Raw genomic sequence first — 26,973 nt, 5'->3', positions numbered from 1 at the left:
GTACTTATTCGTTTGTGGTTTTCAGTTGTTAGTCTTGTACCTCGTACTTTTTACCTTGTACTTAGCATTTACTTCAATCTTTTTCGTCTATTTGACTCATAGTCTTCAAAAATCATTTCTCCTAAGCCTTTTAATCCTGTAAAAAATGCTTTGCCTTTATTCGCTTCAGTAAAATGACGAATAAAACGCATTAAATAAGGGTCTTGGGCTATCATAAAAGTAGTAATAGGGACATGCATTTTACGTGCTTGTCGTGCCATATTATAGCATTTTTCTACAATCATTTCATCTAAACCAACACTATTTTTATAATAGGTACCGTCTGGCATTCGCAAACAACTTGGTTTGCCATCGGTAATCATAAATATTTGTTTGTTGGTATTCCGTTTTCTACGCAGCATATCCATTGCTAATTGCAAACCAGCTACCGTATTGGTGTGGTACGGGCCTACTTTTAAATAGGGTAAATCTTTTATGGGAATGGGCCAAGCATCATTCCCAAAAACCAATATTTCTAAAGTATCTTTTGGATAACGTGTTGTAATTAATTCAGCAAGTGCCATTGCCACTTTTTTGGCTGGTGTTATACGGTCTTCCCCATATAAAATCATACTATGGCTAATGTCTATCATTAACACCGTACTCATTTGTGCTTTATGTTGGGTATCTTCTACCACCAAGTCATTTTCACTCAGCTGAAAACTACCAATTCCGTTGTTTACCTGTGCATTTTTAAGGCTTTCTGTCATAGAGATATTTTCTAAGCCATCTCCATATCTATATTCTCTTAAATCACCAGTATGCTCATCCCCTTGTCCAGATTTACCTGTTTTATGATTTCCAGCTCCACTGCGCTTTAATTTTCCAAAAATCTGATCTAAAGCACGTTGTCGAATAATACGTTCCATTTTTGCAGTAATCGATATGGAACCATCGCCACCTTCTTCTCCATCTTTTGCTTCTCCTCCTCCATCTTCAAACTCTTCACGGATGTAGCCTTTTGCTTTTAAATCTTCAATAAAATCATCAATCGTATAGTCATCATCGGTAAGTTCATATTCCTTATCCAATTCTCTAAGCCAATCGATAGCTTCATCAAAATCACCTGAAGTATGGGTAATAAGCTCCTGAAAAATATCAAAAAGTTTTTCAAAAGGGCTTTGTTCTTTTGCTTCGTAAGGTACAAAGCGGAATCCTTTTCTTATATTCATAGCCATAAGTAAAAATAAGCTATTTGCTTTTTAATTAATACTATTTATATAAAATTTTATGCTTTTTTTAAAATGATTTTAAAACAATTTAAAGGTTTTTTAGAAACACCTCCTTTTTGGAAAAACACGCAGTTTGGTATTCAGCAGTTTATTTTTCCTAAAATTGATTTACAAACCATTACACCTGAATCTTTCTCTAATAGAATTCGTTTAGGGCATCAAATGGAGCATATTTTTAAGCAACTTATTAGTCAAATTGATTCCCATAAAATACTGCTTTTTAATCTCCCTATAAAGGATCATACAAGAACCATTGGTGAAATTGATTTTATAGTACAAGAGAAATCCTCCAATGCCATCATACATGTAGAACTCACCTATAAATTCTATCTGATAGACCCATCTATTTCAGAACCCATACACCAGTTGATTGGTCCCAACAGAAAAGATATGTTTTTTACGAAGATGGAAAAGATTAAAAACCAACAATTCCAATTATTACATTCTCCAGAAGGGATAAAAGCTTTAGAAGAAAAACAAATCAATCATGAAAACATCATACATCAAGCCTGTTATAAAGCACAATTATTTGCACCATACCAAACAAAAAATGTACACATAAGACCTTTAAATACAGCTTGTATTATTGGTTTTTGGATAAAATTTGATGCTTTTAATACTAAAGAATTTAACAATTACAAATATTATATCCCTTATAAATCGGAATGGGTAATTACACCACATGAAATGGTAGAATGGAAATCTCATCTAGAGATTTTAATGGATATTAATCTAAAAATGATATCTGAAATTGCTCCTATGCTTTGGATTAAAAAAACAGAGACTTTGTTTGAGAAATGTTTTGTGGTGTGGTGGTGAGGGATATACTTAGTATTAAGTAATTAGTACAGAGTATTTAGTTGTTAATTCTGAACAAAAATTACTTCATACTGCGTACTCACTACTTAATACTTTATTTCTGCCTTTCTATCAATACCTTCTCTATATCTTTTAAGGTAAAACCTTTAGCTTGTAAGAGCATTAGATAGTGAAATAATAAATCGGCACTTTCATTTAAAAACAAGTCATCATTATCATCTTTTGCTTCAATAACTACTTCTACAGCTTCTTCTCCTACTTTCTGCGCTAATTTATTAATGCCTTTTTCAAAAAGAGAGGCTACATAAGATTTACTGCCATCAGAAGATGTTCTTCGTTCCTCTATCGTTTTTTCTAATGTTGAAAGAAATCCAAAGTTAGATTCATTTTCCTCTGCCCAACAGGTATCCGTTCCTTTATGGCAGGTTGGCCCTACTGGGTTTACTGTAATTAAAAGCGTGTCGTTATCACAATCGTTCTTTATAGCAACTAAACTCAAGAAATTGCCACTCTCTTCCCCTTTGGTCCATAAACGTTGTTTGGTTCTACTATAAAAAGTTACTTTTTGAGTTTCTTGAGTTGTATCAAAAGCCTCTTGGTTCATATAGCCTAACATCAACACATTTTTTGTGTTGGCATCTTGAATGATTGCTGGTATGAGTCCGTCTTTATTTTTATTAAAATCTATTTTCATCGTTGATAGTTGATAGTTGATAGTTGATGGGTTTTATAAGGGCCAGCAACGGACAACTAGTTTATAATCGTACCGGAATTCCGTTTTTCTGTAATGCTGTTTTTAAATCTTTAATTTGTATTTCTTTAAAATGAAAAACACTAGCTGCTAATGCCGCATCTGCTTGTCCATCTTTAAATGTATCTGTAAAATGCTGCGTATTACCGGCCCCACCAGACGCTATAATAGGAATATTTAATTCTGTTGACAATTTGGCTAAAGCTTTATTGGCAAAACCATCTTTAGTACCATCATGATCCATAGAGGTAAATAAAATTTCTCCTGCACCCCGTTCTTCAACTTCCTTTGCCCAATCAAACAAATTGAGTTCTGTAGGCACTTTACCACCTACCAAATGCACAATCCACTCCCCATCTATATTTTTTGCATCTATGGCCACTACAATACATTGCGAACCAAATTTTGCAACTAAATCATTAATTAATTGTGGATTTTTAACGGCTGATGAGTTGATAGAAACTTTATCGGCCCCATTTTGCAATAAAATATCTACATCTTCTACTGATGAAATTCCGCCTCCTACTGTAAACGGTATATTTATTTTTTCGGCTACACGACGTACGAGTTCCGCTAAGGTTTTGCGCTTTTGCTCTGTGGCAGAAATATCTAAAAAAACCAATTCGTCTGCTCCTTCTTTAGAATAGATTTCTGCAAGTTCTACAGGATCTCCTGCATCTCTTAAATCCACGAAATTTATTCCTTTTACCGTTCTACCATCTTTAATATCAAGACAGGGTATGATTCTTCTTGCTAACATAATACAAAGTTCAAAGTTTGAGGTACGAAATACAAAAAGTGAAAAAGGTTAAAGTTTAAAATTATCATTTTTTATAGTTTTTTTCTGGCGGTTTTAATTGATACTATTGTTATCGATAGTAATTCTTCTGTTTCTTTTTTTAATTGTTTTCCTTGTAACTTTTACCTTGTACTTCGTACTTTCTCTCTAACTTTTATTTATTTTTCAAATTAAGATCAAGGTCTTTATAAAAGCCTAGATCTTCTTCTTTTAATTGTTTTATCCAAAAAGCAATTTGGCCTGTATGATAGGAATAATGCTCAACAACATGCATTATAATTCCTATTCCTGAGAAAAGAAAACCTTGCACTTCTCTTTTCTTAAGTAATTGTTCTTCAGAACAAGTTGCTATTACTTGTTTTGCTTTAAGTAAAACACCAATTAGCAAATCTAATAATTCTTGTTTGGTATAGCCTTCTTTTGTATCAAACTCTTTATCTCTATCTCTATTATCTTCAGTTTCTCCCAAAGAAGCTATGGCATATTGCGTTATATTACCACAGAGATGCAAAATTAAATTTCCGATACTATTAGACTTTGAATTTGGATATTTCCAAATATCTTCATCAGAAATTTTAGCAAAAGAAAGTTTAATCATTCTTGTACTTTCCTCTAATCTATAGATCGCATTTTGAATAAATTCTTCTCTCATATTTGCTGCTGTATTGTTCATACAGATAATATAAAGTCTTCTAATTGCTTTAAACTGATTCTATTCTCATAGATAGCTTTTCCAATAATAGTACCTTCACAGCCTATCTCTGCAAGTTTAGGTAGCTCATCAAAAGTGGAGATGCCACCGCTTGCAATTAATTTTATTGCTGTGGTTTTTTTTGAGTTGGTTTCTGTTATTATTTTTTGATACAAATCAAATGAAGGACCTTCTAACATCCCATCTTTGCTAATATCGGTACAGATTACATACTGTATTCCTTTCGCTTGATAGGTTTTGATAAAAGGTATTAATTCTTCTTTAGATTCTTCTAACCAACCCGAAACAGCTACTTTTTCATCCATCGCATCTGCTCCTAAAATTATTTTTTCTGCTCCATAGGTACTAATCCAATTGGTAAATGTAGTTGGATCTTTTACGGCAATACTTCCACCGGTAATTTGATTTGCTCCACTTTCAAAAGCAATACGCAAATCATCATCTGTTTTTAAACCTCCTCCAAAATCTATTTTTAAACTTGTTTTAGCGGCAATTTGTTCTAATACTTTATGATTTACAATATGCTTAGACTTTGCACCATCTAAATCTACCAAGTGCAAGTATTGAATGCCATGCGCTTCAAATGCCTTGGCAACCTCTAAAGGATTTTCATTGTATATTTTCTTGGTATTGTAATCTCCTTTAGAGAGCCTTACACATTTACCGTCTATAATGTCTATTGCTGGTATTATTCTCATTTTTAATTGGTACTAAGTTGTTAGTACAAAGTATTAAGTTTTATTTATTTGTAATCAGTATTAAGTAAAGAGTACAAAGTACTAAGTTTTTTATATTATGCTTTATTAGTCTGATCTACTTATAGTATTCAGTACAAAGTAATTCGTATTAAGTTCTTTCAATACTTCTTTGTAATGAATAATTCATCTTCTTTATTTCAGCACAAAATTGTCATAATTCTTTTATTTTTTCTTTAACATCCATGTTTCTGGATTCTCTATTTTTTTAAAACCAAATTTCTCATACAGACCGTGAGCGTCATTTGTTCGTAGTCCAATTCCTTTTACCTCATTTAAAGCTGGGTAATTGGTCATATATTCCATTAGACATTTTCCAATCCCCTGTCCGGCATGTGCATCAATAACAAAAACATCCATTAACCAAGCAAAAACCACATAATCAGTTGCTATTCTGGCAAAAGCAATTTGTTGTCCATTCTCATTAAAAACTCCAAAACACAACGAGTTTTCAATTGATTTTTTCACCAATTCAACACTTCTTCCTTTAGCCCAATACGATTGATTGGATAGATAATCATGAATCAGATGAATATCTAATTGATTTTTATCTGTTGATATGTAAAAATCAGCCTTCATTACATTAGTAAAAAATTCTTCAAAATTTGCTCACCTACAGTGCTACTTTTTTCTGGGTGAAATTGTGTTCCATAAAAGTTATCTTTTTGTAATGCCGCACTATACTTGAGTTCATATTCAGCAATGGCAATTGTTTCTGTGCAAAGCGGGGCGTAAAAACTATGTACTAAATAGATATGTTCTTTTTCTAAAACTTCTTTGAATAAATCTGTTTTTAAATCCATAATTTGATTCCAGCCTATTTGTGGAACTTTTACTTGGTTTGAAAAACGAACAACATCTACATCAAAAATGCCTAAGCCTTTAGTATTTCCTTCTTCAGACGAATTGCACATTAATTGCATCCCTAAGCAAATTCCTAAAACGGGTTGTTTTAAATTTGGTATTAAAGCATCTAATCCACTAGCCCTAAGTTTCTGCATTGCAGTACTAGCCTCTCCCACTCCTGGAAAAATTACTTTATCTGCGGCTTGTATTTCCTTAACATTATTGCTTAAGACTGCCTCATATCCTAATCGCTGAATAGCAAATTTGATACTCTGGATATTTCCTGCTCCGTAATTTATAATTACAATTTTCATAAGTTAAAGTACAAGGTTTGAAGTACGAAGTACAAGGTTTTTTGTTTTACAAAGAATGATAATCATTTTATTACTTTTTTATATTTTCTCTTGATTTCTTAATTGATGCGACAGTAATTGCCAATAGCTCTTTTGCTTCTTTATGCAATAATTTTATTTCATGACTTTTATCTTCCTTAACCTCTAAAAATAATTCCAACCAATAAGCTGATTCATCAACTTCTTCCTCAACAATTTTAAGCTTATTTATAAAATCAGCTGTAGATTTTGCCCTTTGAGATGCTCTATAATTAGCTCCAACTGAACTTGAACTACGAATTAATTGTCTAACCCATGCATCTAACTCTCTAGATCTTGGAATTTGCTCACAAAACTTCCAACATTCGATAGCAAACTTTTTAGTTCTTAATTTTAAATCTTGCATTACTTTGTACTTTTAATTTTGTACTTCGTACTTTAAAGAACTCCTTTTGTACTGGGTAATACCATTTTCTCTACATCTCTTTTTATAGCCATTTTTATAGATTTTGCCCAAGCTTTAAAAATAGCTTCTATCTTATGATGTTCGTTGGTCCCTTCTGCTTTTACATTTAAATTTGCTTTTGCACCATCTGTAAAGGATTTAAAGAAATGATAAAACATTTCTGTTGGCATATCTCCTACTTTTTCACGTTTAAAATCGGCTTCCCAAACCAACCAATTACGTCCACCAAAGTCAATACCAACCTGAGCTAGGCAATCGTCCATAGGCAAACAGAAGCCATAACGTTCAATGCCTAATTTGTTACCTAAAGCTTTACTGAAAAGCTCTCCTAGTGCAATAGCCGTATCTTCTATAGTATGGTGCTCATCTACTTCTAAATCGCCATCTACTTTTATTTCTAAATCCATCTGCCCATGACGCGCTAACTGGTCTAACATATGATCAAAAAAAGCTAAACCAGTTTCAATTTTACTTTTTCCTGTACCGTCTAAGTTCAGTTTAATGTAAATATCTGTTTCATTGGTCTTTCTATGAATTTCTGATGTTCTTGCTTCTAATTTTAAGAACTCATAAATTTTTTCCCAATCGTTACTTTCTAAGGCAATGGTAGCTTCTAATTCATCTCGTTTTATAGTGATCTCTCCTGTTCCTAAATTGGTATGATCATTTATAAAAATACCTTTTGCTCCTAGATTTTTTGCTAATTCTATATCTGTTAATCGATCTCCTATTACAAATGAATTGGCTAAATCATATGCATCTGAAAAATATTCGGTTAACAAACCTGTTCCTGGCTTTCGAGTATCTGCATTTTCATGTGGAAAGGTTCTATCTAAAAACACTTTATCAAAAACGACTCCCTCATTTTCAAAAGAATTGATGATAAAATTATGAACAGGCCAAAAAGTTTCTTCTGGAAATACGTCTGTACCTAAGCCATCTTGATTGGTAATCATAACTAATTCGTAGTCTAGTTCTTTTGCTATTTTGCCTAAGTACGTAAATGCTTTAGGGTAGAAAATCATCTTTTCAAAAGCATCTATTTGCTCATCTACGGTTTCTTTTATAATGGTTCCGTCTCGGTCTATAAAGAGTAATTTCTTCATCTTATATTTCTCTTAATGCATTTAACAATGTCTTATTTTCTTCTGATGTTCCCACAGTAAAACGCAGTGTATTTTCACATAAAGCTTGCGTTGTTCTATTACGAACTACCACTCCTTTTTCTAATAACTGATCGTATCTTTTTGTAGCGTTATCCACTTTTACTAAAACAAAATTTGCTTCTGAGGGATATATTTTTTCAACAAAATTAACTTCAACTAATACTTTAAATAAGTGATTTCTTTCTATTAATATTGAGCTAATTTCTGATTTCACTCCTTCTGTGTCAAGAATACGATTTAATGCCTTTTGTTGGGTAAGTTCGTTGATATTATAGGGAGGCTTTATTTTATTTAAAATTGTGATAATTTCTTCTGATGCGATACAAATCCCTAATCTAATCCCTGCCATTCCGTATGCTTTAGAAAGCGTTTGCGTAATTACAAGGTTTGGAAAATTGGTCAGTTGAGTTACCCAACTTTCTTTTGTTGAAAAATCAATATAAGCTTCATCTATAACCACCAATCCTTTAAAGTTATTCAGTAATTCTATAATACTATTTGTAGCAATACTGTTCCCTGTAGGGTTATTAGGAGAGCAGATAAAAATTATTTTAGTATGATGATCAACTGTCTTTAAAATTTCTGTTACATTAGGCTGAAAATCGTTTAATAATAGCACTTCTCTATTTTCAATAGCATTAATACCAGAAAGGACTTTATACATGCCGTATGTAGGCGGTAAAGAAATAATATTGTCTTCTTTTGGTTCGCAAAAAGCACGAAACAATAAATCTAAAACTTCATCACTACCATTGCCTAGAAGAATATTTTTGGTGTTAATTCCTTTTTGTGTTGCTAAAACAGCTTTTAAGCTGCGTTGTTGAGGATCTGGGTATCTATTAACTCCATTGGCAAAGGGGTTTTCATTAGCATCTAAAAAAACCATTTTAGAACCATCTGAAACATATTCATCTCGTGCAGATGAATACGGCTTTAAGCCTTTTACATTTTCTCTTGTTATATTTTCTAAGTTGAAATTCATTATTTTTTTTCCAACATTTTTAATATTATAAATGATATTAGACAAGTAGTAATAGCTATTATTGCTACTTTAATTATATCCTGTATTACAGCTTTTTCTTCATAATATTTTAAATACATTAAAATATGTATGATACTCATCGCAAAAGAAACTCCGAAAACATATCTAAACAATTTGATTAAAATCAATTTCAAATCAAACATTCATGAAGTTAACTTTAAATCCTTCAACCTAAGTGTTACTGCATTTTTATGAGCTTGTAAACCTTCTGCTTCAGCCATAATTTCTATAGCTTTTCCAATTTCTTTGATTCCTTCTTTTGATATTTTCTGAAAGGTCATACTCTTTAGAAAACTATCTAAATTTACACCACTATACTGCTTCGCATAACCGTTTGTGGGTAGCGTATGGTTGGTTCCAGAAGCATAATCACCAGCGCTTTCCGGAGTATAGTTGCCAATAAATACCGAACCTGCATTTAATGTGTTTTCTACATAGAAATCTTCATTTTCTACACAAACAATATAGTGTTCTGGGCCGTATTCATTAATTAAATCAATAGCCGTTTCATCATCTGCTACATAAATCAGTTTGCTATTAGCAATTGCTTTTTCTGCAATTTCTTGTCTTGGTAAATCACTAATTTGTTTTGTTATTTCTTGCTCTACTTCTAGCATAAGTTCTTTAGAAGTTGATACTAAAATTACTTGACTATCTACTCCGTGTTCTGCCTGGCTTAACAAGTCTGATGCTACAAAAGCGGGATTAGCCGTATCATCTGCAACTACAAGTAGTTCACTAGGCCCAGCAGGCATATCTATAGCTACTCCATGTTTTGTGGCTATTTGTTTGGCTACCGTTACATATTGATTGCCTGGCCCAAATATTTTATATACTTGTGGGATGCTTTCGGTACCGAAAGTCATCCCTGCAATGGCCTGAATGCCACCTACTTTAAAAATTTTAGTAACACCACATAAGTGTGCTGTATACAGAATTGCTGGATTAATTTTTCCTTCTTTATTGGGAGGTGTACATAAAACAATCTCTTTACAACCTGCAATTTTTGCTGGAATTGCTAACATTAGAATAGTTGAAAATAATGGAGCCGTACCACCCGGAATATACAAGCCTACCTTTTGGATTGGTTTCTTCTCTTGCCAACACTGAACTCCTTTTATCGTTTCAACGGTTACTTTATCAGTTTTTTGGGCTTTATGGAAAACTTCAATATTGCTTTTTGCTAATTGAATAGCTTCTTTTAGTGCTACTGAAACGGATGAAACTGCCTCTTCTATTTCAGTTGTAGTAACTACTTGATTTTTTATGGTAACACCATCAAACTTTTGGGTGTATTTTTTTAAAATAACATCACCTTCTTGAGCTACTTCGTTAAAAATGGTATTTACCGTACTTTCAATATCAGCTACAGTTTGGGTAGGACGTTTTAAAACGTCTTTCCATGCTGTTTTATTTGGATTATAAATTTTATTCATTTTAATTTTAATCAAATTTTTTAAAAAAATGATATGCTAAAGGTTCATACCCTTGTCTTTCCCAAAACTGTCTTCCTTTTTCATTTATCGTATAGCAATTCACTTCTGTACCTTCACAGCCTATGCTTTTAGCATGTTTAAATAAATAATCAATCATCAATTGCCCTACGCCTTTACTACGATATGTTTCTTTTATAAAAACATTATCTGGCTCTACATGCTTGCCAGCATAAAGTTTATTTAAAATCCAAAAACCACAGATTCCTATTAATTCTTTTTGATCATATACTCCAATACATTCATATCCTCCCATGGCTAGCATGTCTTTGAGTCTTTTCTGTAAAATATCATACGGAATCTTTCCCTTATTCAGTAACATACTTAATGGAAGTATCGTTTCCATCTCATCATAAGGTATTAACCTGATATTTAGATCACTTTTCATTACGATACTACAACACCATTTTTTCTATAGGGCACACTAAAATACCTTCAGCACCTGCTTGTTTTAATTGGTCGATAACATCCCAAAATTTATCTTTATTAATCACGGTATGTACAGAACTCCACCCTTTTTCCGCTAAGGGAAGTACTGTTGGGCTTCGCATTCCTGGTAACAATGCTAATATATTGTCTAGCCTATCATTTGGAGCATTTAATAATACATATTTAGATTTTCTAGCTTTTAAAACGGACTGTATTCTAAATTGCAATTTTTCTAATAGTTTTTTGCTTTCGTCCGATATTTTAGGTGAAACGGCCAATACAGCTTCACTGGTTAGCATTACTTCTACTTCTTTAAGGTTATTCTTAAATAGTGTACTCCCACTAGAAACGATGTCACATATACCATCTGCTAAACCAATATTAGGAGCAATTTCTACCGAACCATTAATAATATGTATGTCAGCAGTTACTCCTTTATCCTTTAAGTAATTAATTACGGTATTTGGATAAGAGGTTGCAATGCGTTTATCCTGAAAATCTTGAACCGATTTATATGCAACATCTTTTGGTACAGCTAATGAAACTTTACATTTTGAAAAGCCTAGTCTTTCTGCAATAGAAATATCTTCTCCTTTTTCTATTAATACATTTTCTCCTATAATGGCAAGATCTACTACCCCATCTCTTAAATATTGGGGAATATCACCATTCCTAAGATAAAAGACTTCCATAGGGAAGTTTCTAGAAGATGCTTTTAACTGATCTTTTCCATTATCTATAGAAATTCCGCAATCTTTTAAAATCCCTAACGATTCTTCATTAAGTCTACCCGATTTTTGAATAGCAATTCTAATTTTTGTCATTTTTATTGTCTATTATTCAGTTTTGTTCCTTCGACTACGCTCAACAAACCATTATGTAAGCTAAGGTTGAGCGGAGTCAATGCCAAAAGTAAAACCCGTTTGATTGCTCAAACGGGTTTTATATATGTTGCATTACTACAATACATTTTTACCTCGCTTAAGCGCCAGTATAAAAATGATGATGTGTAAATTTATTTACCATTATAATACAAAATTAAGTTATATTTTTCTTCTAGAAAAGAAATCAACCAATTTTTAGTTTTAAAAGTGTATCTATAACTTTATTTTTAATTATTACCCAATATCAAAGGCAATCCAGATTCCCCTCCTCCAACAACAATAATTTTAGAATTAGGCGATTCTGATAGCTTTAAAGTAGCATCAATACCTTTATCTTGTAAAATTTTATCAGTTAAAGAAGCGCTTAATATTCTATTGGCATCTGCTTTACCCTGCGCTTCAATAGTTACTTTTTCGGCTTCTTTTTGAGCTGTAACCAAACGAAATTCATATTCTAAAGACTCCTGTTCTTGTCTTAATTTACGTTCTATTGCCTCTTTAATTGTGTTCGGTAATGTAACATCTCTAATTAAAACACGCTCAAGAAGTATATATTGATCACCAACTATTTTTTTTGTTTCTTCAAAAATCTCATTTTGGATTGCGTCTCTTTTACTAGAATACAATTGTTCTGGTGTATAACGTCCAACAACACTCCTTGCAGCACTACGAACCGCAGGTTGTAAAACACGCGTTAAATACCCTTCTCCTTTTTGATTATGAAGTCTTCCTAAGTTATTTAAATCTGGCATATATTGTACAGAAGCGTCTAATTTGATATCCAAACCGTTGGATGATAAAACTGACATCGCCTCAGGAACTTCTTGAAGTCGAGTTTCATAATCGATAACTCTATTCCATGGAGCTATAAAATGGAAGCCAGGCCCTAATGCTTTTTCATCTGGATCAACTCCATCTCCGAGAGTTTGATATAATACACCTGCATGTCCTGCATCAATAGTTACTGCTGATTTTGTAATAATAACTACTGCTATAATCGCTATAAATATTATTGGTAATGCAATTTTTGGTAATTTATCCATTTCAAATTTGTTTAAGTTAGTCCGTTGTATTTTCTAATAAACCACTCTAATGTTAGCGCAGCTATAATGATCCCTAATAACCATTTAAAATCAATCAAAGATACAATATTTTTGATGCGCTTTTGTATTGGTACAAACTGATTATTTGCTGTTAATTCTGATTCTAAATCTGCTATTTGAGAGGGATAATATAATTTTCCGTTAGTTTGACTACTTAGCGCATTTAACTTTTTATAATTTGTAGCTGTAAACTGTTTTTCTACATCAAAATCTAATATGCTAAATTTTCCTTGTCTGCTGTATTTTTGATTTTTTACTGTAGTGGTAAAGCTGTAGTTTCCTGCTTGTAAGTTAGATAAGTCTGCTTCATAAGAATTTCCTTTTAACAACATTGGAATTTCAGTTTCGAATTCCGTTTCAAGATTTTTAATTTTTAATACTAAGCTGGCTTTAGTGTCTACAACAAAGGCATTGTCATAATATGTTGCCGTGATCTTTGCTTCAGTGCTTCCTTCATAAATGGCTTTATAGGATATATTTAATCGGTTTTTTGGTTTTGTAGTTCCTAGATATAAAATTATTTTACCCATAAAATCATCAAAATTTTTAAAATCTTGATCGTTTCTAAAACTTTGCACACGCCATTTCCATATATTTTCTCCAAAAAGAATGGCTTCTTTAGCCTCTTTTCCATCTACAATAGCTAAGAGCGGAGGATCTAATTTAGTACCAAAAACACTTCTGTATAGCATTGTTTCTCCTCCTTGTATTTCTGTACTTTCTACACCAACATTTAAGGGTGGGAAATTCTCAAATGAAAATTCTGAAATATCAAACTTTGTAAAAGAAGCATTTAATAAAGGAAATGTTTCTGTAATGGGGTAGTTACCTCCAAGTTTGAATGTTTTCTGAACAGAATTTAAAAAATTTCGATCTACTTGTACTCCAGTAATAGTAAAAAGGCTTGCTTTTTTATCTTGAATGTATTTGTAAATATTTCTAAAAGAAGAATTTGGCTGATATAATACAAAAATTGCTGTATTCTCTAGTTCTGAGGCTTTAGCATTGGGCTTTAAAATTTTTACTGAACGTTGTTCATTGCTTTCTAATGCTTTTTTTAACGCGCCAATATCTGGATGTAGTTTGCATGCGATGATTGCAATATTTGTTTTTTCGTCTATTACTTCTACCGCTAAACTTTTTGTGTTATTAAATGTGTTTTTTTCGTTCTCTATTGGTGTTACCGAAACAGTTATTGTTTTTACTCCTACCGTATTTGCATTTAAGTTTGTATTGATAACACTTGAACTTTTATCTTTTGAAAGGCTTAAATTTTCTCTAAAGACGATTGCCCCATTTGATCGTATTGTTAATTGAGTGTTTATATTTTTTAAACCATCATATGCAACAAAAACTTCTACTGGGTATTTGTTTTTTAAAAAAGCAAATTTATTTGTATTTACTTTACTTATTCTAATGTCATCATATGTTGTAGTATCTCCTATTGCTACAGGAAAAACGGGCATTTTATGTGTAGTTCTAATATATTCATAATCGCGACCAATAGTCTGATTACCATCAGAAAGTAGCACAATCGCAGTATTATCTTCATATACTTCGTCAAGTGCTAGTAATGCCTGACTAATATTTGTATGAGTGCCCTTATAGGTACTACTATCATTTGCATGTAATTCAGAATCAAAATGATATGAACTAAGATTAAATCGTTCTAGAATTGAAGTATTTTCCTTTAATCTTCCTATAACAGTTGAAATATCATTTTTATATGGTGCAAGAGAGGAAGAATTATCAGAAAGAACGATAAGATTTGCTTTTTCAATGTTATACTCATTTTTAGAAAGTTTTGGATTAATGAGTAACAATAAAAGTCCAAAAACAGCTAAAAAGCGCAAAAAGGAAAGGTAAATAGTAAGCTTTACTCTCTTTTTTGCTTTAAAATAATATTGAAATAAAACCACAATTCCTGCAACAATAGCCGCAAGGATAATAAATAGTATGGTTTTACTTTGCATATTTTATAGAATGGATGATTTGTTTTTTACTCGATAATCGAGATTTAAATTGCTCCGATGCTTGCGTCGAAATCAATATTAATTTTCCTTTTAATGCCTCGTAAGCTTGCTTCGAGGTTATTTACTAATTTAATGATCTCTTTTTTCAAAGTCTTCATTTTCTTTTTCTGATATTCTTTTGAATATTAGATAAATTAGAATACACAAAATACTTCCATAAAACAATAGCATCACTAAAAATGGAATATACTTAAGCATTCCTATTATTTAAATTTTACCGCTGTTCCGTATGCTAGCATTTCTGCTGCTCCTTGCATAACTTGCGAAGTTGTAAATCTAACATTTACCACTGCATCAGCACCCAAGTTTGCTGCGTCATCTAGCATTCTTTTTAAAGCTTGTTCTCTAGCTTCTGATAATAGTTTAGTATATTCAGATATTTCGCCGCCAACAATATTTTTAAATCCTGCAAAAATATCTCTTCCAATATTACGTGCACGTACAGTACTTCCTCTAACGGTACCTAAAGATTCCGATATTTCTTTACCAATTACATTTGGAGTAGTTACATAAATCATATTTATAAGTTTAAAATACTAATAATCAATGTGTTATGTTAGCATTCCGCCATCAACATTAAGCACTTGCCCTGTTACATAGGCAGACATGTCTGATGCAAAGAATAAACATGCATTTGCGATATCTTCTGTACTCCCACCTCTTTTTAGCGGAATACCATCTCGCCAGCCTTGTACCACTTTCTCATCTAGTTTTGCTGTCATTTCTGTTTCTATAAAACCAGGAGCAATGGCGTTACAACGAATATTTCTAGAACCCAATTCTAAGGCAACAGATTTCGTAAACCCAATCATACCTGCTTTAGATGCTGCATAATTGGTTTGTCCGGCATTCCCTTTTACACCAACTACACTGCTCATGTTAATAATAGATCCTTTACGTTGTTTTAGCATCGTGCGCTGCACAGCTTTCGTCATATTAAAAACGGACTTTAAGTTAATTTCGATCACTTTATCAAAATCTTCCTCAGCCATACGCATCAATAAGTTATCTTTTGTAATCCCTGCATTATTTATTAGTACATCTATTCCTCCAAAATCTTCTAAGACTTTAGCAACCAGATCTGCAGATTCGTTAAAACTAGCCGCATTACTTTTATAGGCTTTGGCTTTTACACCTTTACCTGCTAATTCTTTTTCTAATGCTAAAGCTGGTGCTTCACTAGAGCTATACGTAAATGCTACATTTGCACCTTGCTCAGCAAAAACTTGTGCTATTCCAGTTCCTATACCTCTACTGGCACCTGTTATAATTACATTTTTTCCTTCTAATAATTTCATTTTATGCTCATTTACTTCGGTTGATAATCAAATATAAGTTTTGTTTCAGATAAAGACGAAAAAAATCCCGTTTTAACCAAATATGATTTCAGTAGAAACGGGATTTATATTTTCATGGAATGGATTATCCCATAACTTCTTTCACTTTAAGTCCTATTTCGGCAGGAGAATCTACAACATGGATACCACTTGCTCTCATAATTGCTTTTTTAGCTTGTGCAGTATCATCACTACCACCAACAATAGCTCCTGCATGGCCCATAGTACGTCCAGCAGGTGCTGTTTCACCAGCAATAAAACCTACAATAGGCTTTTTACTACCACTTTCTTGATACCATTTTGCAGCATCTGCTTCTAACTGACCTCCTATTTCACCGATCATCACCACACATTCTGTTTCTGGATCATTGATTAACAATTCTACCGCTTCTTTTGTAGTTGTTCCAATGATAGGGTCTCCGCCAATACCAATTGCTGTAGTGATTCCTAATCCTTGACGCACTACTTGATCAGCAGCTTCATAAGTAAGTGTTCCTGATTTTGAAACAATCCCTACATTTCCTTTTTTAAATACAAAACCTGGCATAATCCCAACTTTTGCTTCTCCTGGAGTAATAACCCCTGGGCAATTAGGACCTACCAAACGGCAATCCATATTTTTTATATAATTTGAGGCTTTAACCATATCTGCTACTGGAATACCTTCAGTAATTGTTATAATTACTTTAATTCCTGCATTAGCAGCTTCCATAATTGCATCAGCAGCAAAAGCTGGTGGTACAAATATTATTGTGGTATCAGCATTTGCCTTTTCTACAGCTTCAAGAACCGTATTAAAAACTGGCTTTCCTAAATGTACTTGCCCTCCTTTACCTGGTGTAACACCACCTACAATATTAGTGCCGTATTCAATCATTTGCTCAGCGTGAAAAGTACCTTCACTACCTGTAAAGCCTTGAACAATTATATTAGAATTTTTATTAACTAAAACACTCATTATTTTATCATTATTAATTTAAGTTGCACAAAAATATGCCTTTGCTTACAATTTCTAAAGCATTCGACTGCTTATTTATAAATCTATCTTTTTTAAGATTGATGGAATCTTTTTTACATTAGCCAATTGCTTCAATTTTTCTCTAGCTTCTTCCACAGGGCTTCCAAAATAGGTCTTTCTACCTGCAATAGATTTAGAAATTCCAGTTTGCGCTAAAACTACGGCTTTTTCTCCTATAGTAATAGCACTTGTAACACCTACTTGTCCCCAAAGTGTTACCTCATTCTCAATCACTACACAACCAGCAATACCAGTTTGTGAGGCTATTAAACATTTTTCTCCTATAACAGTATCATGACCTACATGTACCTGATTATCTATTTTGGTGCCTTTTTTAATTCTTGTATCACCAGTAACACCCTTATCTATAGTACAAAGTGCTCCAATGTCCACATGATCCTCAATTATTACGCGTCCTCCTGACAACAATTTATCATAGCCTTCTGGTCTCATCTTATAATAAAAAGCATCTGTGCCTAATACTGTACCTGCATGTATGGTAACATTATTCCCTATGACACAGTTATCATAAATAGATACATTAGAATGTATCATACTATTATCACCAATCACTACATTATTACCAATAAAGCTATTGGGTTGTATAATGGTTCCTTTTCCTATTTTAGCTGTGGCAGCAATAGTTTTTTGTGCTTTTTCAAAAGGTTTAAAAAAGTTAGTCAACGCATTAAAATCTCTAAAAGGATCATCAGAAATTAATAAGGCTTTACCATCTGGGCAATCAACCTTTTTATTGATTAATATAGTTGTTGCATTAGAATTTAGGGCTTTATCATAATATTTAGGGTGATCCACAAAAACAATATCTCCTTTTTCTACAACATGAATTTCGTTCATTCCTATAACCAAAAAATCTGCATCACCTATATATTCTGCTTGAATAATAGCTGCTATTTGTTTTAAAGTATGTGGATTAGGGAATTTCATATGCTACTCTATTAAGTGAGCTACCTCTTTGTAAGGTAAAAAGTTTGCTGTTGGGAAAATAATTTAAATATAGATTTTACCAATGAATATTTCAATCTCTATTTTAAAAAAAGAATAATATATTATTCTTTTACACGCTCCATATAGGCTCCCTTTTCTGTATCGATTTTAATTTTATCGCCCTCATTTATGAATAGTGGTACATTTACTTCTGCTCCTGTTTCTACTTTTGCTGGTTTAGTAGCATTTGTAGCAGTATTTCCCTTTACACCAGGTTCTGTATAGGTCACCTCTAAAATAACACTAGCTGGCATTTCTACAGACAATGGCATACTATCTTCTGTATTAAACATAATTTTTACAACAGTACCTTCTTTTAATAGGCCAGGAGCGTCTAAAGCGCTCTCTTGAAGCGTAATTTGGTTGTAATCATCTGTATTCATAAAATGATAGGTTTCTCCTTCTGGATATAGATATTGATAAGAACGTGTTTCTACACGAACATCTTCTATTTTATGGCCTGCAGAAAAAGTGTTATCTAATACTTTTCCTGAAGAGATACTTTTTAGTTTTGTTCTTACAAATGCGGGACCTTTACCAGGTTTAACATGTAAAAATTCAATTATTTTATAAATATCATTGTTGTAACGAATACATAATCCCTTTCTAATATCTGATGTTGATGCCATATTATTGTTGTTAATTGCTAATTCTTAGTTGTTGCTATAAAACTAATGAACTTAACTTTTATTATTCTACTTTTCTTTTAATATTTACTATTGCATAGTATTTAAAAACAAAATCTTACTACTATTTTCTTTAACTATTACTAAAGTATCCTTTCATTATCCCTCTTTGGGAGTCGCGTATAAATTGTAAAATCTCATCTCTTTCTGGAGTAGCTTCCATTTCTGCTTCTATAATTTGTACCGCTTGCGTATTGTTATAGTTTTTCTGATATAAAATACGGTAGATGTTTTGTACTTCTCTTATTTTTTCGGATTTAATCCCTCTTCTACGTAACCCTACTGAATTAATCCCAACATAGGAAAGTGGTTCTCTTGCTGCTTTTACATAGGGAGGCACATCTTTACGTACTAATGATCCTCCAGTTACAAAAGCATGTTGCCCCACTGATACAAACTGATGTACAGCTACTAAACCTGCCAATATTACATTATCGCCAATAGTAACATGACCAGCTAAGGTAGAATTGTTAGAAAAAATACAATTATTGCCTACAAGGCAATCATGCGCCACGTGGCAATACGCCATAATTAAACAATTCTTTCCAATAACGGTTTTCATTCTATCTGAAGTTCCTTTATGGATTGTAGCACATTCTCTAATGGTTGTGTTATTTCCAATAACAACAGTAGTTTCTTCTCCTTCGTATTTTAAATCTTGAGGAGGTGCAGATATTACAGCGCCAGGGAAAATATTACAGTTTTTACCGATGCGAGCGCCTTCCATAATAGTTACATTAGAACCTATCCAGGTACCGTCTCCAATAGTAACATTATTGTGGATGGTGGTAAATGGTTCTACTACTACATTTTTAGCAATTTTTGCTCCTGGATGTATGTATGCTAATGGTTGATTCATTATGGGTGTGTATAGTTATTGTCTTTTTACAATTTGAGCCATTAATTCTGCTTCACTTACTAATTTGTTATTTGCATACGTGTAAGCCTGCATATGACAAATACCTCTTCTAATAGGAGAAATTAAACTGCAGTGAAAAATTAAAGTGTCACCCGGCATTACTTTTTGTTTGAATTTTACATTGTCCATTTTCATAAAAAACGTTAAGTAATTTTCCGGATCTGGCACAGTATTTAAAACTAATATACCACCAGTTTGTGCCATAGCTTCTACTTGTAAAACTCCAGGCATTACAGGAGCTCCAGGAAAATGACCTACAAAAAAAGGTTCATTCATGGTAACATTCTTAACTCCAACTACATGTTTTTCTGTAAGCTCTAATATTTGATCTATTAAAAGGAAAGGTGGTCTATGTGGTAACCTTCTCATAATTTCTACAACATCCATTAATGGAGGTTGATTTAAATCATACTGAGGTACTCTATTTCTTTTTTCTAACTTAATTATTTTAGATAGTTTCTTAGCAAATTGTGTATTTACAAAGTGTCCGGGTTTAGTAGCTATAATTTTCCCTCTAATTCTTGTACCAGCAAGGGCTATATCTCCAATAACATCTAGGAGCTTATGTCTGGCTGCTTCATTGGGTTGATGCAAGGTTAAATTATCTAAAATTCCATTTGGTTTTATAGAAAGTTTGTCTTTTTTAAAAGCTTTTTCTAGCTTTTTCATGGTACTCTCTGAGATTTCTTTATCTACGTAAACTATGGCATTGTTTAAATCTCCTCCTTTTATAAGTCCATTTTCTAATAACATTTCCAATTCATGCAAAAAGCTAAAAGTCCTTGCTTCAGAAATCTCAGTTTTAAAATCAGAAAGACGATCTAAAGTTGCATTTTGAGTTCCTAAAACCTTTGTCCCAAAATCTACCATTGTAGCTAGTTGGTATTCATCTGCAGGAATTAGAGTGATTTCACTACCTGTTTCCTCATCTTTATAAGAAAGAACTTCCTTAACAATAAATTCTTCTCTAAATGCATCTTGTTCAACAATACCAGCTTTTTCTAAAGCTTCAACAAAAAACTTTGAAGAACCGTCCATTATTGGAGGTTCTGGCGCATTTAACTCTATTAAAACATTATCTATCTCTAAGCCTACTAAAGCTGCAAGTACATGTTCCGAAGTATGTATTTTGACTCCCTTTTTTTCTAAATTAGTTCCTCTTTGAGTGTTTACAACATAATTGGCATCTGCTTCAATTATAGGTTCTCCTTCTAGATCTACCCTTTTAAAACTGTAGCCGTGGTTTTCTGCTGCAGGCAAAATTTTCATTATTACATTTTCACCTGTATGGAGTCCCACGCCATTCAAGGTAACTTCTTTTGCTATTGTTGTTTGTTTGAAAGTTGTTTTACTTACCATCAATTTTTTTTTCAATTTGATTAATTCTATTTACAATTTTAGGTAAATTTTTAAAATGTACATACGACTTGTTATAATCGCCATAATTTATTGCTGGAGACCCCTGTATTATTTCATCATCTTTAACATTTCTCCCTATGCCAGATTGTGCTTGTATACGCACTCTATCTCCAATAACAATATGTCCTACAATACCAACTTGACCTCCAATTAAACAGTTTTTTCCAATTTTTGTAGAACCTGCTATACCAGATTGTGCTGCTATTACAGTATGCTCACCAATTTCTACATTATGTGCAATTTGAATCTGATTATCTAATTTTACACCTTTACGGATTATAGTAGATCCTAAAGTAGCTCTATCTATAGTTGTACCTGTGCCTACATCAACATCTTCTTCTAAAATGACATTGCCAGTTTGGGGTATTTTACTGTAAGTACCATCTGCACTTGGCGCAAAACCAAAACCGTCAGAACCCACAATAGCGCCACAATGTATCACACAGTTATCACCTATAATAGATTCAGAATGTATTTTGCCTCCTGCATGTACAATGACATTGTCTCCTATAATAGCATTATCACCTATGTATGCATTAGGATATATTTTAACGTTATTTCCCATTTTTACATCTTCTCCAATGTAAGCAAACGCACCTACATAAAGTTTAGATCCATACAAGGCAGATGTTGCAATATATGATGGGTTTTCAATGCCTTCTTTATTATTTTTTACTTGATGATAGTATTCTAAAAGCTTAGAGAAAGACTCGTAAGCATCATCAACTTTTATGAGTGTTGTCGATAATTTTTGCTCCGCCACAAAATCTTTATTTACTATAGTAACAGAAGATTTAGTAGTATAAATATGATTGGTGTATTTAGGATTTGCCAGAAATGTTAAAGAGCCCTTTTCGCCCTCTTCTATTTTGGCTAATTTGCTAACAGAAACATCAGGATTACCATCTATTTCTCCTTCTAAAATACCTGCGATTTGGCCCGCTGTAAAATTCATATTTGCAAAAGTAAGAAAAATTGTTAAACAGAATCTTTAGGGTAACAGATATAATATTTGGTTACCATTTTTGAGATTCCTTTTAAATTTAACTGATCTGATATTTTTGAAATATCTGCAATTTTACCATTACTTTTTATGATATGAATATTCTGTTTGTTATGATGATATGCTTGGTTTTGTATAGAACCTGCATAAACAAAATAATTTACTTCCGAAGCTTTAAATTTTTCTTTACTTAGAATACGATTTTTATGTTTTAAAAGCTGATCAGCCGTTACAGGTTTATTTTTAATTTTTATATCTAATAATTTTCTATTTATAATCATCTGACATAACTTAGATAGTACTTGATCTGGATGATCTTGCCAAGATTTTATGGCAGACATGATATCTACATCGTCTAATTGTGCAAATAAGTTTAAAGTATCTTCAGTAAAATTTGTAGTTGTTATTTTATGGTTTAAGAAAAATAATAATGGTACACTTGCATTAAGTTCTACTCCACACTGCAATAGCTCTTTACTTCTTTTAAAAATATTAATAAGCAATTGCTCGGCTACTAAGCCAGTTTTATGTAAATATACTTGCCAATACATAAATCTACGTGCCATTAAAAATTTCTCAACAGAATAAATTCCTTTTTCTTCAACAACCAATTCATTATCAACAACATGAAGCATTGTAATTAAGCGCTCTGCGTTAATATTGCCTTCTGCAACACCTGTATAAAAGCTATCTCTTTTTAGATAATCCAAACGATCCATATCTAGCTGACTAGAAATTAATTGATTGAGGAACTTTTTGGGATGATTTCCTTTAAAAATGGCGATAGCAGTAGTTAAACTTCCGTTAAACTTTTTATTTAATTGTTCCATAAAAAGTAATGAAATATGCTCATGATCTATATTTTCTACGATGCTATGCTCCATGGCATGTGAGAATGGTCCATGACCAATATCATGTAACAAGATAGCAGCTAAGAGCCCTTCTTCTTCTTCATTTGTTATCTCAACTTGCTTTATTCTAAGCACTTGTATGGCTTGCTGCATTAGATGCATACAACCAATGGCATGATGAAAACGAGAATGATGTGCTCCAGGATAAACCAAATATGAAAGCCCCATTTGAGAAATTCTTCTAAGACGTTGAAAACTTGGTTCTGCAATAAGCTTAAAAATTAATGTATTTGGTATATGAATAAATCCGTAAATTGGATCATTAAAAATTTCAAGTTTTTCTGTTTTTGCCAAAATTTATGTTTGCTTTTTACTTATATAATTATGTGTGACAAAGTTATACATTTTATTTTCGCAGCATAATAGTTAAAACAATACTAGAACTATATATTTCTATTTTTAGTTAAATAGAAAATTCAAACTTTTAAAGCGACATCTTAAATGAGTAATATAAATATCTTGTGGGTTGATGATGAAATAGATTTACTAAAATCTCATATCCTATTTTTAGAAAGTAAAAATTATAATGTCACTACGTGTTTAAGTGGACAGGAAGCATTAGAAGCTGTTGCTGAAACACGATTTGATATTGTTTTTTTAGATGAAAACATGCCAGGTATTTCTGGATTGGAAACCTTAACAGAACTAAAAACAGTAGATTCTAGTCTTCCTGTTGTGATGATTACTAAGAGTGAAGAAGAGTATATTATGGATGAGGCGATTGGATCTAAAATAGCAGATTACCTTATTAAACCCGTGAAACCAAATCAGATTCTTCTTTCGCTTAAGAAAAGTTTAGATAATTCTCGTTTAATTTCAGAAAAAACAACGTCAAATTATCAACAAGAGTTTCGTAAAATTGCTATGGATTTGGCCATGGTAAACTCTTACCAAGAATGGGCAGAATTATATAAAAAGCTAATTTATTGGGAACTCCAACTAGAAGAAATTGAAGATTCTAGCATGTTTGAAATACTAGAATCTCAAAAATCTGAAGCAAATAATCAGTTTGGGAAGTTTGTTGAGAAAAATTATGAGGATTGGTTTTCCAACGAAGATGTTCCTGTGCTATCGCACACATTATTTAAAAAATATATTACACCAGAAATAATAGATCAACCAACCTTATTAGTAGTTATCGATAATTTACGTTATGACCAATGGTTAGCTTTTGAAGATACGATAACGCCTTTTTATAAAAAGAAAAAAGAAACTGATTATTTTAGTATTTTACCTACAGCAACGCAATATGCTAGAAATGCAATTTTTTCTGGACTTACCCCTTTAGATATGTCTAAAAAACATCCAAATTGGTGGAAGAATGATACAGAGGATGGTGGTAAAAACCTTTTTGAAGCAGAGTTTCTTGGTGCGCAATTAAAGCGTTTAGGTTTAAATATAGAATGGGAATATCATAAAATATCTAGCTTAAAACAAGGTAAACATTTATCTCAAAATTATAAATCACAAAAGAAAAATGATTTAACTGTATTGGTCTATAATTTTGTAGATATGTTATCACATTCTAAAACAGAAATGGAAGTGATCAAAGAACTTGCTTCAAATGATAAAGCGTATAGATCTTTAACACAAAGTTGGTTTAAAAATTCGCCCCTGTTAGAAATTATACAACAAGCGCAAAATATGGGGCAAAAATTAATTATAACTACAGATCACGGAACTATAAACGTTAAACAACCATCTAAAGTAATTGGAGACAAAGACACCAGTTTAAACTTACGTTATAAAACAGGAAGAAGTTTATCTTACGAAAAGAAGGATGTTTTAGCTGCTGAACAACCTAGTAACATATTTTTACCCAGTATTAATATGACAAGTTCTTATATTTTTGCAAAAAATGATCAGTTCTTTGCTTACCCAAATAACTACAATCATTATGTGAGTTATTATAGGAATACTTATCAACATGGTGGAGTTTCATTAGAGGAGATGATAATTCCATTTATTGTTCTTGAGCCTAGGTAATTTCTAATTACTAAAGTGAGAATTTATTACTTTTTATGATGGTAAAAATGTTATATTGAATAAAATTTAAAATAAATTTAAAAAAAAAATATTTTAAATTTTTAACATTTTTATTGTAAGAAACTTCATGTTAAAATACTGTTTAGCAGGTTATTACAGGCTTTGTATAGCCCATACAAAAAAATACTTTACCAACAAAAAATCAGCTTAAGTTATTATGAGTTGTTTAACTTTTTTGCGATAAAATAAAATAAAAACTATATTTGTTGCTAATAATTTAAACATATCCCCTAATATGCAAAAAACTATAGACAGATTAATGATGTTTGTCAGACACATAGGCATAAGTGCCAGAAAGTTTGACATTTCAATTGGTGCCAGTAATGGATACACATTACGTATGGAAAAAAATAATGCGTCCATTGGTAGTGATGTAATTGAAACAGTAATAGCCACGTATCCTCAACTAGATTTAGTATGGTTAATGACTGGTGAAGGCGAGATGCTTAAATCGGACAATGAACTTTTAGATTTTAGTAAACTTCCACAAGAAAAAAAGGATGAGATAAATCACATCATTGAACGAAGAATACGTGAAAGGCAAGAAGAAGAGTTTAAATACCTTCTTAGAGAGGTTACAGGTGAAATTAATTTAATGGCCGAAAGTTCAACAAAACTTAAGAAGAAAAAGAAAAAGAAAAAGAAATAACCGTTTACTTTAATTGCTTTTCAAATTCTAATTTTAATTTTACAAGCTCATTGTAATAGTCTTTTTCTTCCATATTTTCTTGTTTACTTTTTAAATCTCGTAATTGAATAACTAATGAGTGTTTTTTTATAGATGTACTATTTAAGAAGCTAATTATTTTATTGATTTGACTTTCTATTTCTTCATTTAAAATAGTTATTTTTCCTTTGTATTTTATCAATCTTCCTAATAGATAAATAATTAAGATAATTGGTGTTAAGATTGGTAGTACATTTAAAAATTCGTTCTGGTGTATAACGGTATGCTCTGAAAACAAAGTAATTAATTGAAATAAAGAAACCGCTATATTAAACAAAATAGCATATTTTAAAATACTTTTACACGTAAAAAACCATATTAATAGTAGTGAAACAATACAAATTTTTCCAATTAGAAACCAAATAGCGTCTTTTAATTCTATTAATCCAAAAAATGATGCGTCAATTGTGAATAAACCTAAATCAAATTTATGCATACCGGTGGGAATGAATAGATACACTACTAATAGTTGTAATGGAAATAATATTGCTATAAATAGCACTATATTTTTTACACTTAAGAAGTTCTTTTTTTGTAATTTTTTAAGTAAAGAATCTTCACTTTTTAGCTGCAAATTTACTTCTAAGGATTTCACTGTATCTAATAAAATGGCATTTTTTGGAGCATTATCATCAAAATCATAACTGGCATCAAATACTTTTAGTTTTTGTAAATACAATTGTTTTGCTTTACTACCGTTCACAAAAACTTTTATAAAATCAAAAGTTAATTTAGGTAGTTCATTCAAATTATATTTGGTATACCGCATGTTATTTTGATATAAAACATAGATGTATATAAATCCTAATAAAAGTCCAATTAAATTAGTTTGTAGGTTGTTTTGTTTTTGTTCTAATAGAATAGGTACTAAATCATAAAACAGATACAAAATCATGATTAGCAATATGTAACGCCACAAATCTTTAATCGTTAAAAACCATATCGTCAAAAAACTTACAACATAAATTTTTATAAAAATTAAATAGAAATATTCATTA

Annotated in this window: 28 protein-coding genes; 3 read left to right on the top strand and 25 right to left on the bottom strand. The window is 31.8% G+C overall.

Annotated features, from left to right (window positions below):
- Positions 1-68: 68 nt before the first annotated feature.
- The gene (locus ACZ451_RS15135; RefSeq protein ID WP_464213875.1) at positions 69-1,217 is read right to left on the bottom strand and encodes a vWA domain-containing protein; all 1,149 of its coding nucleotides are present in this window, start codon (positions 1,215-1,217) and stop codon (positions 69-71) included.
- 66 nt (positions 1,218-1,283) lie between these two features.
- Here ACZ451_RS15135 and ACZ451_RS15130 point away from each other — a divergent pair, with 66 nt between their 5' ends.
- Positions 1,284-2,090: a DUF1853 family protein gene (locus ACZ451_RS15130; RefSeq protein ID WP_464213873.1), complete on the top strand. Its 807-nt coding sequence runs from the start codon at positions 1,284-1,286 to the stop codon at positions 2,088-2,090.
- Positions 2,091-2,184: 94 nt separating this feature from the next.
- Here ACZ451_RS15130 and hisIE read toward each other — a convergent pair whose 3' ends face one another.
- The 23 genes from hisIE to ACZ451_RS15015 form a co-directional block, all read right to left on the bottom strand.
- Positions 2,185-2,784 (bottom strand): bifunctional phosphoribosyl-AMP cyclohydrolase/phosphoribosyl-ATP diphosphatase HisIE, encoded by a 600-nt coding sequence (gene hisIE, locus ACZ451_RS15125; protein ID WP_464213871.1) that lies wholly within the window; start codon positions 2,782-2,784, stop codon positions 2,185-2,187.
- A gap of 61 nt (positions 2,785-2,845) precedes the next feature.
- Entirely contained in the window at positions 2,846-3,601 is a 756-nt protein-coding gene (gene hisF / locus ACZ451_RS15120; protein ID WP_464213869.1) for an imidazole glycerol phosphate synthase subunit HisF, read from the bottom strand.
- A 193-nt stretch (positions 3,602-3,794) separates the two neighbouring features.
- The gene (locus tag ACZ451_RS15115; protein WP_464213867.1) at positions 3,795-4,313 is read right to left on the bottom strand and encodes a DinB family protein; all 519 of its coding nucleotides are present in this window, start codon (positions 4,311-4,313) and stop codon (positions 3,795-3,797) included.
- Positions 4,310-5,050, bottom strand: coding sequence for a 1-(5-phosphoribosyl)-5-[(5-phosphoribosylamino)methylideneamino]imidazole-4-carboxamide isomerase (hisA, locus tag ACZ451_RS15110; RefSeq protein ID WP_464213865.1), 741 nt, complete (start codon positions 5,048-5,050; stop codon positions 4,310-4,312). The genes ACZ451_RS15115 and hisA overlap by 4 nt, the downstream gene beginning before the upstream one ends.
- A 222-nt stretch (positions 5,051-5,272) precedes the next feature.
- Positions 5,273-5,686: a GNAT family N-acetyltransferase gene (locus tag ACZ451_RS15105; protein WP_464213863.1), complete on the bottom strand. Its 414-nt coding sequence runs from the start codon at positions 5,684-5,686 to the stop codon at positions 5,273-5,275.
- A complete protein-coding gene (gene hisH / locus ACZ451_RS15100) occupies positions 5,686-6,267 on the bottom strand; it encodes an imidazole glycerol phosphate synthase subunit HisH (RefSeq protein ID WP_464213861.1) in 582 nt (193 codons plus the stop codon). Before hisH ends, ACZ451_RS15105 begins: the two co-directional genes overlap by 1 nt.
- Positions 6,268-6,337: 70 nt before the next feature.
- On the bottom strand, positions 6,338-6,691 hold the full coding sequence (locus tag ACZ451_RS15095; protein ID WP_464213859.1) for a four helix bundle protein: 354 nt from the start codon (positions 6,689-6,691) through the stop codon (positions 6,338-6,340).
- 32 nt (positions 6,692-6,723) lie between these two features.
- Positions 6,724-7,857 (bottom strand): bifunctional histidinol-phosphatase/imidazoleglycerol-phosphate dehydratase HisB, encoded by a 1,134-nt coding sequence (gene hisB / locus ACZ451_RS15090; protein ID WP_464213857.1) that lies wholly within the window; start codon positions 7,855-7,857, stop codon positions 6,724-6,726.
- A gap of 1 nt (position 7,858) precedes the next feature.
- Positions 7,859-8,899, bottom strand: coding sequence for a histidinol-phosphate transaminase (gene hisC / locus ACZ451_RS15085; RefSeq protein ID WP_464213855.1), 1,041 nt, complete (start codon positions 8,897-8,899; stop codon positions 7,859-7,861).
- A 203-nt stretch (positions 8,900-9,102) separates the two neighbouring features.
- Complete coding sequence (hisD, locus tag ACZ451_RS15080) at positions 9,103-10,395, bottom strand: histidinol dehydrogenase (protein WP_464213853.1); 1,293 nt, start codon at positions 10,393-10,395, stop codon at positions 9,103-9,105.
- Between the two features lie 7 nt (positions 10,396-10,402).
- Positions 10,403-10,840 (bottom strand): GNAT family N-acetyltransferase, encoded by a 438-nt coding sequence (locus ACZ451_RS15075; RefSeq protein ID WP_464213851.1) that lies wholly within the window; start codon positions 10,838-10,840, stop codon positions 10,403-10,405.
- Positions 10,841-10,847: 7 nt separating this feature from the next.
- On the bottom strand, positions 10,848-11,705 hold the full coding sequence (hisG, locus tag ACZ451_RS15070; protein ID WP_464213849.1) for an ATP phosphoribosyltransferase: 858 nt from the start codon (positions 11,703-11,705) through the stop codon (positions 10,848-10,850).
- A 287-nt stretch (positions 11,706-11,992) separates the two neighbouring features.
- Positions 11,993-12,808 (bottom strand): prohibitin family protein, encoded by an 816-nt coding sequence (locus tag ACZ451_RS15065; protein WP_464213846.1) that lies wholly within the window; start codon positions 12,806-12,808, stop codon positions 11,993-11,995.
- Between the two features lie 11 nt (positions 12,809-12,819).
- The gene (locus ACZ451_RS15060; protein ID WP_464213844.1) at positions 12,820-14,841 is read right to left on the bottom strand and encodes a VWA domain-containing protein; all 2,022 of its coding nucleotides are present in this window, start codon (positions 14,839-14,841) and stop codon (positions 12,820-12,822) included.
- Positions 14,842-15,104: 263 nt separating this feature from the next.
- A complete protein-coding gene (locus ACZ451_RS15055; protein WP_464213843.1) occupies positions 15,105-15,419 on the bottom strand; it encodes a YbjQ family protein in 315 nt (104 codons plus the stop codon).
- Between the two features lie 33 nt (positions 15,420-15,452).
- Positions 15,453-16,199 (bottom strand): 3-oxoacyl-[acyl-carrier-protein] reductase, encoded by a 747-nt coding sequence (gene fabG, locus ACZ451_RS15050; RefSeq protein ID WP_464213841.1) that lies wholly within the window; start codon positions 16,197-16,199, stop codon positions 15,453-15,455.
- A gap of 124 nt (positions 16,200-16,323) precedes the next feature.
- The gene (sucD, locus tag ACZ451_RS15045) at positions 16,324-17,196 is read right to left on the bottom strand and encodes a succinate--CoA ligase subunit alpha (RefSeq protein WP_464213839.1); all 873 of its coding nucleotides are present in this window, start codon (positions 17,194-17,196) and stop codon (positions 16,324-16,326) included.
- A gap of 75 nt (positions 17,197-17,271) precedes the next feature.
- Positions 17,272-18,204 carry a UDP-3-O-(3-hydroxymyristoyl)glucosamine N-acyltransferase gene (locus ACZ451_RS15040; protein ID WP_464213837.1) on the bottom strand — a complete coding sequence of 311 codons (933 nt, stop codon included), beginning with the start codon at positions 18,202-18,204 and terminating at the stop codon, positions 17,272-17,274.
- A 122-nt stretch (positions 18,205-18,326) separates the two neighbouring features.
- Positions 18,327-18,893, bottom strand: a complete 567-nt coding sequence (efp, locus tag ACZ451_RS15035; protein ID WP_464213835.1) for an elongation factor P — start codon at positions 18,891-18,893, stop codon at positions 18,327-18,329.
- Between the two features lie 130 nt (positions 18,894-19,023).
- A complete protein-coding gene (gene lpxA / locus ACZ451_RS15030) occupies positions 19,024-19,809 on the bottom strand; it encodes an acyl-ACP--UDP-N-acetylglucosamine O-acyltransferase (RefSeq protein WP_464213833.1) in 786 nt (261 codons plus the stop codon).
- 15 nt (positions 19,810-19,824) lie between these two features.
- Positions 19,825-21,228 carry a bifunctional UDP-3-O-[3-hydroxymyristoyl] N-acetylglucosamine deacetylase/3-hydroxyacyl-ACP dehydratase gene (locus tag ACZ451_RS15025; RefSeq protein WP_464213831.1) on the bottom strand — a complete coding sequence of 468 codons (1,404 nt, stop codon included), beginning with the start codon at positions 21,226-21,228 and terminating at the stop codon, positions 19,825-19,827.
- Positions 21,218-22,243 carry a UDP-3-O-(3-hydroxymyristoyl)glucosamine N-acyltransferase gene (lpxD, locus tag ACZ451_RS15020; RefSeq protein ID WP_464213829.1) on the bottom strand — a complete coding sequence of 342 codons (1,026 nt, stop codon included), beginning with the start codon at positions 22,241-22,243 and terminating at the stop codon, positions 21,218-21,220. Before lpxD ends, ACZ451_RS15025 begins: the two co-directional genes overlap by 11 nt.
- A 23-nt stretch (positions 22,244-22,266) precedes the next feature.
- A complete protein-coding gene (locus ACZ451_RS15015) occupies positions 22,267-23,496 on the bottom strand; it encodes an HD domain-containing protein (RefSeq protein WP_464213827.1) in 1,230 nt (409 codons plus the stop codon).
- Positions 23,497-23,643: 147 nt separating this feature from the next.
- On the opposite strand from ACZ451_RS15015, the gene porX reads away from it, so the two are divergent.
- Complete coding sequence (gene porX, locus ACZ451_RS15010) at positions 23,644-25,188, top strand: T9SS response regulator signal transducer PorX (RefSeq protein WP_464213825.1); 1,545 nt, start codon at positions 23,644-23,646, stop codon at positions 25,186-25,188.
- 319 nt (positions 25,189-25,507) lie between these two features.
- Positions 25,508-25,897 carry a hypothetical protein gene (locus tag ACZ451_RS15005; RefSeq protein ID WP_464213823.1) on the top strand — a complete coding sequence of 130 codons (390 nt, stop codon included), beginning with the start codon at positions 25,508-25,510 and terminating at the stop codon, positions 25,895-25,897.
- 4 nt (positions 25,898-25,901) lie between these two features.
- On the opposite strand, the gene ACZ451_RS15000 is transcribed toward ACZ451_RS15005, so the two are convergent.
- Positions 25,902-26,870 (bottom strand): hypothetical protein, encoded by a 969-nt coding sequence (locus ACZ451_RS15000; RefSeq protein ID WP_464213821.1) that lies wholly within the window; start codon positions 26,868-26,870, stop codon positions 25,902-25,904.
- Positions 26,871-26,973: the final 103 nt, after the last annotated feature.

This window comes from Allocellulophaga tsushimaensis, from assembly GCF_055383085.1.
The sequence above is the reverse complement of the archived record's forward strand: the minus strand, read 5'-3'. Positions and strand labels throughout refer to the sequence as shown.

What these genes read in the sequence shown, in the direction of transcription:
- ACZ451_RS15130 (WP_464213873.1), top strand. Translation starts at nt 1,284, where the DNA reads ATGATTTTAAAACAATTTAAAGGTTTTTTAGAAACACCTCCTTTTTGG.
- hisG (WP_464213849.1), bottom strand. Translation starts at nt 11,705, where the DNA reads ATGACAAAAATTAGAATTGCTATTCAAAAATCGGGTAGACTTAATGAA.
- hisF (WP_464213869.1), bottom strand. Translation starts at nt 3,601, where the DNA reads ATGTTAGCAAGAAGAATCATACCCTGTCTTGATATTAAAGATGGTAGA.
- ACZ451_RS15005 (WP_464213823.1), top strand. Translation starts at nt 25,508, where the DNA reads ATGATGTTTGTCAGACACATAGGCATAAGTGCCAGAAAGTTTGACATT.
- ACZ451_RS15060 (WP_464213844.1), bottom strand. Translation starts at nt 14,841, where the DNA reads ATGCAAAGTAAAACCATACTATTTATTATCCTTGCGGCTATTGTTGCA.
- hisIE (WP_464213871.1), bottom strand. Translation starts at nt 2,784, where the DNA reads ATGAAAATAGATTTTAATAAAAATAAAGACGGACTCATACCAGCAATC.
- ACZ451_RS15135 (WP_464213875.1), bottom strand. Translation starts at nt 1,217, where the DNA reads ATGGCTATGAATATAAGAAAAGGATTCCGCTTTGTACCTTACGAAGCA.
- ACZ451_RS15000 (WP_464213821.1), bottom strand. Translation starts at nt 26,870, where the DNA reads ATGATTTTGTATCTGTTTTATGATTTAGTACCTATTCTATTAGAACAA.
- ACZ451_RS15055 (WP_464213843.1), bottom strand. Translation starts at nt 15,419, where the DNA reads ATGATTTATGTAACTACTCCAAATGTAATTGGTAAAGAAATATCGGAA.
- ACZ451_RS15115 (WP_464213867.1), bottom strand. Translation starts at nt 4,313, where the DNA reads ATGAACAATACAGCAGCAAATATGAGAGAAGAATTTATTCAAAATGCG.
- sucD (WP_464213839.1), bottom strand. Translation starts at nt 17,196, where the DNA reads ATGAGTGTTTTAGTTAATAAAAATTCTAATATAATTGTTCAAGGCTTT.
- efp (WP_464213835.1), bottom strand. Translation starts at nt 18,893, where the DNA reads ATGGCATCAACATCAGATATTAGAAAGGGATTATGTATTCGTTACAAC.
- hisA (WP_464213865.1), bottom strand. Translation starts at nt 5,050, where the DNA reads ATGAGAATAATACCAGCAATAGACATTATAGACGGTAAATGTGTAAGG.
- hisH (WP_464213861.1), bottom strand. Translation starts at nt 6,267, where the DNA reads ATGAAAATTGTAATTATAAATTACGGAGCAGGAAATATCCAGAGTATC.
- lpxD (WP_464213829.1), bottom strand. Translation starts at nt 22,243, where the DNA reads ATGAATTTTACAGCGGGCCAAATCGCAGGTATTTTAGAAGGAGAAATA.
- lpxA (WP_464213833.1), bottom strand. Translation starts at nt 19,809, where the DNA reads ATGAATCAACCATTAGCATACATACATCCAGGAGCAAAAATTGCTAAA.
- ACZ451_RS15095 (WP_464213859.1), bottom strand. Translation starts at nt 6,691, where the DNA reads ATGCAAGATTTAAAATTAAGAACTAAAAAGTTTGCTATCGAATGTTGG.
- hisB (WP_464213857.1), bottom strand. Translation starts at nt 7,857, where the DNA reads ATGAAGAAATTACTCTTTATAGACCGAGACGGAACCATTATAAAAGAA.
- porX (WP_464213825.1), top strand. Translation starts at nt 23,644, where the DNA reads ATGAGTAATATAAATATCTTGTGGGTTGATGATGAAATAGATTTACTA.
- fabG (WP_464213841.1), bottom strand. Translation starts at nt 16,199, where the DNA reads ATGAAATTATTAGAAGGAAAAAATGTAATTATAACAGGTGCCAGTAGA.
- ACZ451_RS15025 (WP_464213831.1), bottom strand. Translation starts at nt 21,228, where the DNA reads ATGGTAAGTAAAACAACTTTCAAACAAACAACAATAGCAAAAGAAGTT.
- ACZ451_RS15075 (WP_464213851.1), bottom strand. Translation starts at nt 10,840, where the DNA reads ATGAAAAGTGATCTAAATATCAGGTTAATACCTTATGATGAGATGGAA.
- ACZ451_RS15105 (WP_464213863.1), bottom strand. Translation starts at nt 5,686, where the DNA reads ATGAAGGCTGATTTTTACATATCAACAGATAAAAATCAATTAGATATT.
- hisC (WP_464213855.1), bottom strand. Translation starts at nt 8,899, where the DNA reads ATGAATTTCAACTTAGAAAATATAACAAGAGAAAATGTAAAAGGCTTA.
- ACZ451_RS15065 (WP_464213846.1), bottom strand. Translation starts at nt 12,808, where the DNA reads ATGGATAAATTACCAAAAATTGCATTACCAATAATATTTATAGCGATT.
- ACZ451_RS15040 (WP_464213837.1), bottom strand. Translation starts at nt 18,204, where the DNA reads ATGAAATTCCCTAATCCACATACTTTAAAACAAATAGCAGCTATTATT.
- hisD (WP_464213853.1), bottom strand. Translation starts at nt 10,395, where the DNA reads ATGAATAAAATTTATAATCCAAATAAAACAGCATGGAAAGACGTTTTA.